Origin of the sequence: Mycobacterium sp. E2462 (genome assembly GCF_001672685.1) — a bacterium.
GTDB lineage: Bacteria > Actinomycetota > Actinomycetes > Mycobacteriales > Mycobacteriaceae > Mycobacterium.
Genome location: NZ_LZKC01000353.1, coordinates 1 through 3,327, shown reverse-complemented (window position 1 = coordinate 3,327; position 3,327 = coordinate 1). Strand labels below are relative to the sequence as shown.

The window sequence follows — 3,327 nt, the reverse complement described above, 5'->3', positions numbered from 1 at the left end:
CAGCTGGTGGCCTAGCGCGACGAGGATGGCGATCTGCTCGAGGGCACCGAACCCGTCGCCGCCGACGCTGGGCGCCGGGGCGCTGGCCCGCTTCGGAAGCGAAGCGCTGCAACAACAGTGGGGCGCACCCGCGGTAGGCGGTGAGAAGATCCTGACCGCCGCGCTGCTGGGTGACATGGGCGACGGGCCGGTGCGGGCCGCCGCCGCCGGCGACGGCTACCGCCTCACCGGCGCGCGGACCCAGGTCGGTTTCGGCCCGGTGGCGGACGCGTTCCTGGTGCCCGCCGAGACCGATGGCGGCACCAAGGTCTTCCTGGTCGCCGCCGGCGACCAGGGCGTCTCGGTCACCGCCCTGGAGACGACCGGCCTGGGTAGCGTCGGGCATTTGACGCTGGACGGAACCGAGGTCGCCGGTGACCGGGTCGTCGGGGGCGCCGAGGTGGTGCTTTGGCTCGACACCCTGAACTCGTTGGGGCGCAGCGCCTTCCAGCTGGGCGTGCTCGAGCGGGGATTGCAGCTGACGGCCGAATACGCCCGCGAGCGTGAGCAATTCGACCGTCCGATCGGCAGCTTCCAGGCGGTCGCGCAGCGACTGGCCGACGGCTACATCGACGTTAAGGGCCTGCGGCTGACCCTGACCCAGGCGGGGTGGCGGGTATCCGAGGACGTGCCGGCCGAGATCGACGTCGCCAGTGCGGCGTTCTGGGCCGCGGACGCGGGGCACCGGGTGGCGCACACGATCGTGCACGTGCACGGCGGTGTGGGCGTCGACACCGATCACCCGGTGCACCGATACTTCCTGGCCGCCAAGGAAGCCGAGTTCGCGTTGGGCGGTGCCACCGCGCAGCTGCGCCGCATCGGCCGCGAGCTGGCGGAGACGCCCGCTTAACGCGCGATGGATCTCGCCGACGACCTGACGGTCACCAAGCTGCTGGTGCCGCTGACCGAGATCGACGATCGGGGCCTGTTTTTCGAGGACTCGTTCATCAGTTGGCGCGAGCACCTGCGGCACGCCGCGGCGGTGGCCGCCGCGCTGCGCGCCCGGCTCGACCCCGCCCACCCGCCGCATGTTGGGGTCCTGCTGGAGAACACCCCGTTCTTCTCGGCCATGCTGGTGGCGGCGGGCATGTCGGGCATCGTGCCGGTGGGCCTGAACCCGGTGCGCCGCGGGGAGGCGCTGCAGCGCGACATCGCCCGCGCCGATTGCCAATTGGTGCTCGCGGACGCGAAGTCCGCCGAAACGCTGGCCGGCATCGAGCATATCGACGTGGACTCCCCGCAATGGGCCGAGGAGGTCGGCGCGCACCCCGACGTACCGCCGACGTTCCAGTCGGCGTCACCGAGCGACCTGTTCATGCTGATCTTCACCTCGGGCACCAGCGGTGAACCCAAGGCGGTCAAGGTCAGCCACGGCAAGGTGGCGATCGCCGGGGTGACGATGTCGCAGCGGTTCGGGCTGGGCGGTGACGACGTCTGCTATGTGTCGATGCCGCTGTTCCACTCCAACGCGGTGCTGGTCGGTTGGGCGGTCGCGGCGGCCTGCCAAGGGTCGATGGCGTTGCGGCGCAAGTTTTCCGCGTCGAATTTCCTGCCCGACGTCCGCCGCTACCACGCGACCTACGCCAACTACGTCGGCAAACCGCTGTCCTACGTGCTGGCCACGCCGCAGCGGCCGGACGACGCCGACAACCCGCTGCGCGCGGTGTACGGCAACGAGGGCGTCCCGTCGGACATCGAACGCTTCGCCCGCCGGTTTGGGTGCGTGGTGCAGGACGGGTTCGGCTCCACCGAGGGCGGCGTGGCGATCGCACGCACCCCCGACACGCCGGACGGCGCGCTGGGCCCGCTGCCCGAGGGCATCGACATCATCGACCCCGAAACCGGCGAGCCGTGCCCGGTGGGGGTGGTCGGGGAGCTGGTGAACACCGCCGGCCCCGGCCGCTTCGAGGGTTACTACAACGACCCGGCGGCCGAGGCCGAGCGGATGGCGGGCGGGGCGTATCACTCGGGTGACCTGGCGTACCGTGACGACGCCGGGTACGCCTATTTCGCTGGGCGCCTCGGTGATTGGATGCGGGTCGACGGCGAGAACCTGGGGGCGGCACCGATCGAGCGGGTGCTGTTGCGGCACCCCGACGTCGTCGAAGTGGCGGTTTACGCGGTGCCCGACCCGGTGGTCGGCGACCAGGTGATGGCCGCGCTGGTGCTGGCGCCGGGGGCCGAGTTGGACGCCGAGAAGTTCCGCGCCTTCCTGGCCGAGCAGCCCGACCTTGGACCCAAACAGTGGCCCGCGCACGTCCGGATCAGCGCCGCTCTCCCGCGCACCGTCACCTTCAAGGTGCTCAAGCGGCAGCTGGCCGCCCAGGGTTTCGACTGCGCCGACCCGATCCTGTCGATCCCCCGCTAGCGCGGCCGGGTTTGGCCCGCGCCCAGAAAGGGAATCTGGCGGCTTGATGAAGAGTGCGAAGGCGGTCGCCGGCTGGGTGCTGGCCGGTTCTCTGGGCGCCGCGTTGGCCGTGGGCGCCGGTGTGGCCGTCGCCGATCCGGCGCCGCCACCGCAGACGTGGGAACCGCCGCCGCCCGAGGGGTTGCCGCTTCCGCCGCCGCCGGGTTAGCCGCCGCCGTGGGTGCGCCCTCGACCGGCGTGCGCTGCCCGGTGCGCCGGGGTGGGTCGACGATAATGGGGCACTGCACACGTCGGGACGGAAGGGAGAGGCGATGGTTGCCGCGCCGGCTCAAAGCACCGCCGCTGCGCCGCCGTTGCCCTCCCGGATGACCGCCGCGTGAGCGCGCGGCCCCTCGAGCTCGCGCTGGAGGCGAGCTTCGAGCAGTTGTCCGCTACGGTGCCGGCCGACGTGGGCATCGCCGTGGCGCGCCCGGACCGGACGTATTCGCTGGGCCGTTGGTGGTCCGGCGTCGCCTGGTCGACGATCAAGGTGCCGCTGGCGATCGCGGCGCTGCGCAGCGACTGGCTGCGGGCCAAGGATCTCGCGGTCAAGGCCATCACCGAATCGGATAACCAAGCGTCCGAACAACTGTGGGCGCAATTGGGCGGTCCGGCCGATGCCGCGCGGCGCGTGCAGGGCGTGATCGCCGAGGGCGGTGACACCGCGACCGTGGTCGAATCGCGGCGGCTGCGACGCGGATTCACCGCCTTCGGGCAGACGCAGTGGACCCTGCAGCGGCAGGCGAGATTCGCGGCGGAGCTGCCGTCGATCCCCGACGCGGCCGACGTCGTCGACCTCATGCAGCGCCTGAGTGCCGGGCAGCGCTGGGGCCTGGCCGCGAAAGGCTATGCGGCCAAGGGGGGATGGGGCCCCGGGGTGC

At 71.9% G+C, this 3,327-nt stretch carries 4 protein-coding genes; all 4 read left to right on the top strand.

Annotated elements, in window-relative coordinates; translation table 11 throughout:
- The coding region (locus tag A5714_RS18445) for an acyl-CoA dehydrogenase family protein (RefSeq protein WP_082959841.1) at nt 1–889 on the top strand (889 nt) is incomplete at its 5' end.
- Between the two features lie 6 nt (nt 890–895).
- The gene (fadD17, locus tag A5714_RS18440) at nt 896–2,407 is read left to right on the top strand and encodes a long-chain-fatty-acid--CoA ligase FadD17 (RefSeq protein WP_068287564.1); all 1,512 of its coding nucleotides are present in this window, start codon (nt 896–898) and stop codon (nt 2,405–2,407) included.
- A gap of 46 nt (nt 2,408–2,453) precedes the next feature.
- Complete coding sequence (locus tag A5714_RS26725) at nt 2,454–2,615, top strand: hypothetical protein (RefSeq protein WP_197502724.1); 162 nt, start codon at nt 2,454–2,456, stop codon at nt 2,613–2,615.
- 168 nt (nt 2,616–2,783) lie between these two features.
- A partial coding sequence (locus A5714_RS18435) for a serine hydrolase (protein ID WP_068287562.1) occupies nt 2,784–3,327 on the top strand: 544 nt, incomplete at its 3' end.

What these genes read in the sequence shown, in the direction of transcription:
- fadD17 (WP_068287564.1), top strand. Translation starts at nt 896, where the DNA reads ATGGATCTCGCCGACGACCTGACGGTCACCAAGCTGCTGGTGCCGCTG.
- A5714_RS26725 (WP_197502724.1), top strand. Translation starts at nt 2,454, where the DNA reads ATGAAGAGTGCGAAGGCGGTCGCCGGCTGGGTGCTGGCCGGTTCTCTG.